Raw genomic sequence first — 4747 nt, forward strand, 5'->3', positions numbered from 1 at the left:
GGCCTTGCCGGTCGAGCACATCAATTTGCATCACCAAGGCCGGCAGATTGGCTGGGTCCAGCTGTAATGTGCGCTCCAACGCCTCCTGCGCCTCTTTCAGTTCGGCGTTGTGCAGGTGCAGACGCGCTAACTGGTATTGGTTCTGGGCGCTGGGCGGTTGACTTTTAAGGGCCAGTTCCCAGGCATCGATCGCTTGCTCCAACGGCCCGAAATACAACCCCAGATCATCCGGCGACAGCCCCAGCAGTGCGTTGACGGCGGCAAATCGCACCTTTTCTACGTCGTCATCGAGCAACGGCCCAATTAATAGACTGCGTTGCCCGGAGGAGACCAGCCCACTGATGCTCTTGATCGCGGCGATCCGCACGTCTTCATTGGGGTGTTGCAGGTCCGCGGTCGCCAGTTTCAGGGMCTGCGGGCTTGGGTAATTGGGCAACTCGGCATGCAGCCAGATGCGCCGCTTGGCCGACAGATCGGGACGGCCCATTTGCTGGTAAAGCACACGTGCAGCCCCCGGTTGACCGGCACGCACCTGAGTCAACGCCTCGCTGTAACCACGTTTGATGGCTTCGGGCACTTCAGGCGTTGTGCTGCGCAGCAATAGCCAGGCGCTGGCGATGGCAAACAGCACACAGAGACTGATGAGCAAGTAGCGGCGGGACTGGGGCATGCAGGAATCCAGGAGCTGGCAAGCTTTTGCAAAGGTCGTCAGCTTCGGTCAGGCCGGGCTGTGAGTCAAACCCTGACATGGCTCAATGTCGTCGATTTTGCCTACAGGTTCCGTCGACATTGAAACCTGTCGAGGCCTTCAAGCAGTGACTACGCTTGCTAGAGATGACTCCAAGAGTGTTCCCATGCAACCGTTGCTTCAATACTTCAAGGCCATACTCAATCCCGGACAAGGGGTGCTGCTGTTTGCCTTGAGAACCATCGTGGCCGGGTTGCTGACGCTGTACCTGGCGTTCCTGTTCGACCTCGACCAACCCAAGTGGTCAATCATGGCCGTGGTCATTGTCAGCCAGCCTCTGGCCGGCATGGCACTGGCTCGCAGTTTCGGCCAGGTCATCGGCACCACGCTGGGTGCTGCCGCAGCGGTGGTGATCATGGCGATCTTTCCCCAGGCGCCGCTGCCGTTCATCGTCACACTGGCCCTGTGGCTGGCGCTGTGCACCGCCGGTGGCACCTTGTTGCGCTATACCAGTTCCCAGGCGTTCGTGCTCAGCGGCTACACGGCGGTGGTGGTGGCGTTGTTGGCTGTGCCTGATCAGGACGGCACTTTCCTGCTGGCCGTTACGCGCCTGACCGAGACGCTTCTGGCGGTGGCTTGTGTCTGCGTCGTCAGCCTGCTGACGGCGCGTCCGGAAGCCGTGGCCCGGAGTTACTTCACCAAGATTGATCAAGTGATCAAGTTACTGGCGACACACGCCGCTGCCGTCATTCGAACCGAAGAAAGCGACGCCGATTTCCAACGCAGGCAAATGCAGCTGTTAGGTGAAATCAGCACCCTTGAGGGATTACGTCGGCATCTTTACTTCGATGCGCCTCGATTACGCAGTGCCAATAGCCTGGTCCAGTTGCTGGGAAATCAATTGGTGTTGCTGACATCACGGTTAATGGCGTTGCGCCATCAGCGGGAGCTGCTGACCGAGCGCTGGAAAGGTGATCTGCCTCTGGAAATACAGCGTTTGCGCGCCGAAGAACTGACGTTTCTCGATGAACTGGCGCAAAAGGGCCGCTCGCTCTCGGCCGATGCACGCAAGCATTTTGCGGCATTGCAGCAGCGTTTCGATGATCAGGCGTACAAGGCTGAACAGCTGACCGAAACCATGCCAGCCACGCTGCGTTCGCTGGCTTGGGCTCTGCGCTGGGAGCAGGCGCGTTTATTACAGCAACTGGAGCAGATTCTGGAATTGAGCGACGCCATTCAGGAAGGACGTCAGGCCAGCAGCGTCTTTCGGGGACAGGAAAATCCGCTGCATCTGGATTTCACCCTGGCCGCGATGAACGCCATTCGGGCCTTTACCGCGTTTGTGGTTGCGGGGCTGATCTGGATCGAGACGGGTTGGGATGGCGCGCGCGGCGGAATGGTTCTGGTAGGGATTCTTTGTTCGCTGATGGCAACATTTCCCAGACCGCTACAGGCTGCGCAAAGCTATGCAAGGGGCCTGGGCCTGGCATTGCTGGTGTCGGCGCTTTATCAATTCATGCTGATGCCTATGATCAGTAATTTCGAGCTGATGGCATTGATGTTGGCGCCGTTGCTGTACGCGGTCGCGGTGGGGCTCGCCACGCCGGCGACCACCGGCACTGGCGTCGGTCTTGGGTTGTCGACCTTTCTATTGTTGGGGCCGCAAAACGTCGGTATCGGCCAGAACAGTGCGATTCAGTGGTTCGAGTTCGCCGGCGCCTATGTCAGCGCAACGGTGCTGGCATTGAGCGTCTTCGCCTTGATCTTCCCGTTCAGGCCCGGCTTGCGGATTCGCCGGCTATTCAAGGAAAACGCTGAGCAAGTCCGTGCCTTGATGAAGGCGCCAGCCACCGACGAACAGCAATTTGCCTTTGAAAGCCGCATGGTCGATCGACTGACCATGATGTTGGGCTTGTTGCCGGCGACCAGCGACAAGTCTTCCGGAGAATTGTTTCAGGTCAGCCTCGGGTGCATGGCCCTGGGCGTTGCGTTGAACCAGCTCAGGCAGCAGGGGCAGGGCAACACCTTGCTGAGTTCAGAACAACAGCGCCGGTTGTTGGCGGCGGTCCGGGACTGTGGAAGATGGGTTGCCGGGCGGCCCGGGGTAGACCTCGACCGCCTGCTGGGGGAATTGCACACCCTGGGCGACGAGCTGGACGATCTGCATCTGGAGGTTCACGAGCACCTGTGGTCGGTGTTCCGGATGCGTGTGGCGCTGCTGATCGTGGAGTCGTTCATACAGCGATACCGCGAGTACTTTCAACCTGTAGATGTCGCGGGAGTGCCAGCCCTTGCCCATTGATTTTGAACTGGGTGGCGTGTACTTGCCGCCAATCGCTCAGGCGCTGCTCCTGGCGCTGCCGATCTTTCTCGCGCTGGACTGGGGCTTGCGTCGCCTCGGCGTGCTGCGTTTTGTCTGGCATGAAGCGTTATTCGAGGGCGCGCTGTATGCCTGCGTGTGCGCAACGTTGATTCTGGTAATGGGAGCCTGATGCCTTGAAGAACATCCTTCCCCGACTCGTCACACTGGGCGTTGTAGTGCTGGCCTTCATTCTTGGCTGGTTTGCCTGGGAACATTACACCCGAGCCCCCTGGACACGGGATGCGCGGGTGCGCGCTGATGTGGTGACGTTGTCTGCCGATGTCTCAGGGCGCATCGTCAGGCTGGGGGTTCGAGACAACCAGCATGTTGAGAAAGGTCAGTTACTGCTGGAAATCGACCCGGCTCGTTACACCCTGGCAGTGGAACACTCCAAACGTTCAGTAGAAGTGGCGAAAGCTTCACTGGGGCAGTCCCAGGCGGCGATTGCCGCCAGCGAATCACTGCTCAGACAGCGACGCAGCGAAGAGCACCGGCGGCGTACGCTGAAGGAGCGCTCGGCAATCTCTGGTGAAGAGTGGGAAAAAGCCAACACGGAGGTGACCGTGGCTGAAGCCGATCTGCTCCGCAACCAGGCCAATCTGATATTGGCCCAGGCCAATGTGGAATTGGCCACCGCGGCATTGACCCAATCCGAACTCAACTTGCAACGCACTCGGGTCGAATCGCCCGTCACCGGTTATGTCACCAACCTGCTGACCCGTCAGGGCGACTATGCCACTGTCGGCGGCCCACTGTTGGCACTGGTGGACAGCCAGTCGTTTTATGTCAGCGGATACTTTGAAGAGACCAAATTGCCGCGCATCGCAGAGGGCGACCGGGTCAACATCGAATTGATGAGCGGCGAAGCCTTCGGCGGCACCGTGCAAAGCATCGCCGTTGCAATCGCCGACCGAGAAAACCTGCCGGGTGGACGCCTGCTGGCCAGCATCAACCCCAGCTACACTTGGGTCAAGCTTGCACAACGGGTGCCGGTACGGATTCAGATCGACGCCGACTATGCCAGCAAAAACATCCTTCGCGCCGGGACAACGGCGACCGTCACCGTCCTCGAAAACCACGATGACAAGGCAACCCACTAACCCCTGTGGGTTTGAGAAACTGCAGCCCAAAAAAAGCCCCGCGACCGAATGAGGCGCAGGGCTAAAAAATCTGGTTGGTTGCGGCCAACCAAAGGAGCTCTTTAAAAAGCTTACTTGCTGGCGACCGTCTCGGGTTGCCAGCCACCGCCCAAGGCTTTGTAAATTGCGACAATGCCGCTATACAGTTCGGTTTCGGCCTGGGCCTGGGTATCTTCAGCGGCCAGTCGCTCGCGTTGAGCGTCGAGCAGGACGAGGAAGTCCGCCGTGCCTTCGCGGTAGCGAATCTCGGCCAGGTCGGCGGCGGCGCGGCTCGATTCACTCTGACGAATCAGTGAGATCAACCGTTGCTGCCGTTTGCCGTAATCGCTGAACGCGTTTTCCGATTCCTCCAGCGCCAACAGCACTTGCTGCTCRTAAGTCGCCAGCGCGCCTTCGGCATCCGCATCGGCAGCGCGTATACGCGCCTTGACACTGCCAAGGTCAAACGCCGCCCAAGTGATGGCGGGGCTCAGTGCCCAGGCGTTGGCCGCCGAGGAACCGATTTGCGAACCACGACCGGCGGTGAAACCCAGGAAGCCGCTGAGGCTGACCCGAGGG

The 4747-nt window shown here is 59.6% G+C and carries 4 protein-coding genes and 1 pseudogene; 3 read left to right on the plus strand and 2 right to left on the minus strand.

Annotation, left to right across the window (positions count from 1 at the left end; genetic code table 11):
• Positions 1-670, minus strand: a pseudogene (locus AC1DRJ_RS19365) (hypothetical protein); the annotation flags it as partial.
• 184 nt (positions 671-854) lie between these two features.
• Here AC1DRJ_RS19365 and AC1DRJ_RS19370 point away from each other — a divergent pair.
• The 3 genes from AC1DRJ_RS19370 to AC1DRJ_RS19380 are packed head-to-tail and all read left to right on the plus strand — an operon-like array spanning position 855 to position 4150.
• Positions 855-2990 (plus strand): FUSC family protein, encoded by a 2136-nt coding sequence (locus tag AC1DRJ_RS19370; RefSeq protein WP_477803567.1) that lies wholly within the window; start codon positions 855-857, stop codon positions 2988-2990.
• Positions 2980-3180, plus strand: coding sequence for a DUF1656 domain-containing protein (locus tag AC1DRJ_RS19375; RefSeq protein WP_007949274.1), 201 nt, complete (start codon positions 2980-2982; stop codon positions 3178-3180). Before AC1DRJ_RS19370 ends, AC1DRJ_RS19375 begins: the two co-directional genes overlap by 11 nt.
• Before the next feature lie 4 nt (positions 3181-3184).
• Positions 3185-4150, plus strand: a complete 966-nt coding sequence (locus AC1DRJ_RS19380) for an HlyD family secretion protein (RefSeq protein WP_477803568.1) — start codon at positions 3185-3187, stop codon at positions 4148-4150.
• Positions 4151-4260: 110 nt separating this feature from the next.
• Here the strand turns inward: AC1DRJ_RS19380 and AC1DRJ_RS19385 are convergent.
• The coding region (locus AC1DRJ_RS19385) for a TolC family protein (protein WP_477803569.1) at positions 4261-4747 on the minus strand (487 nt) is incomplete at its 5' end.

The sequence above is a fragment of the Pseudomonas sp. P5_B2 genome, from assembly GCF_056400445.1.

Coding starts and splice junctions, on each gene's coding strand:
- AC1DRJ_RS19370 (WP_477803567.1), top strand. CDS start 855: ATGCAACCGTTGCTTCAATACTTCAAGGCCATACTCAATCCCGGACAA.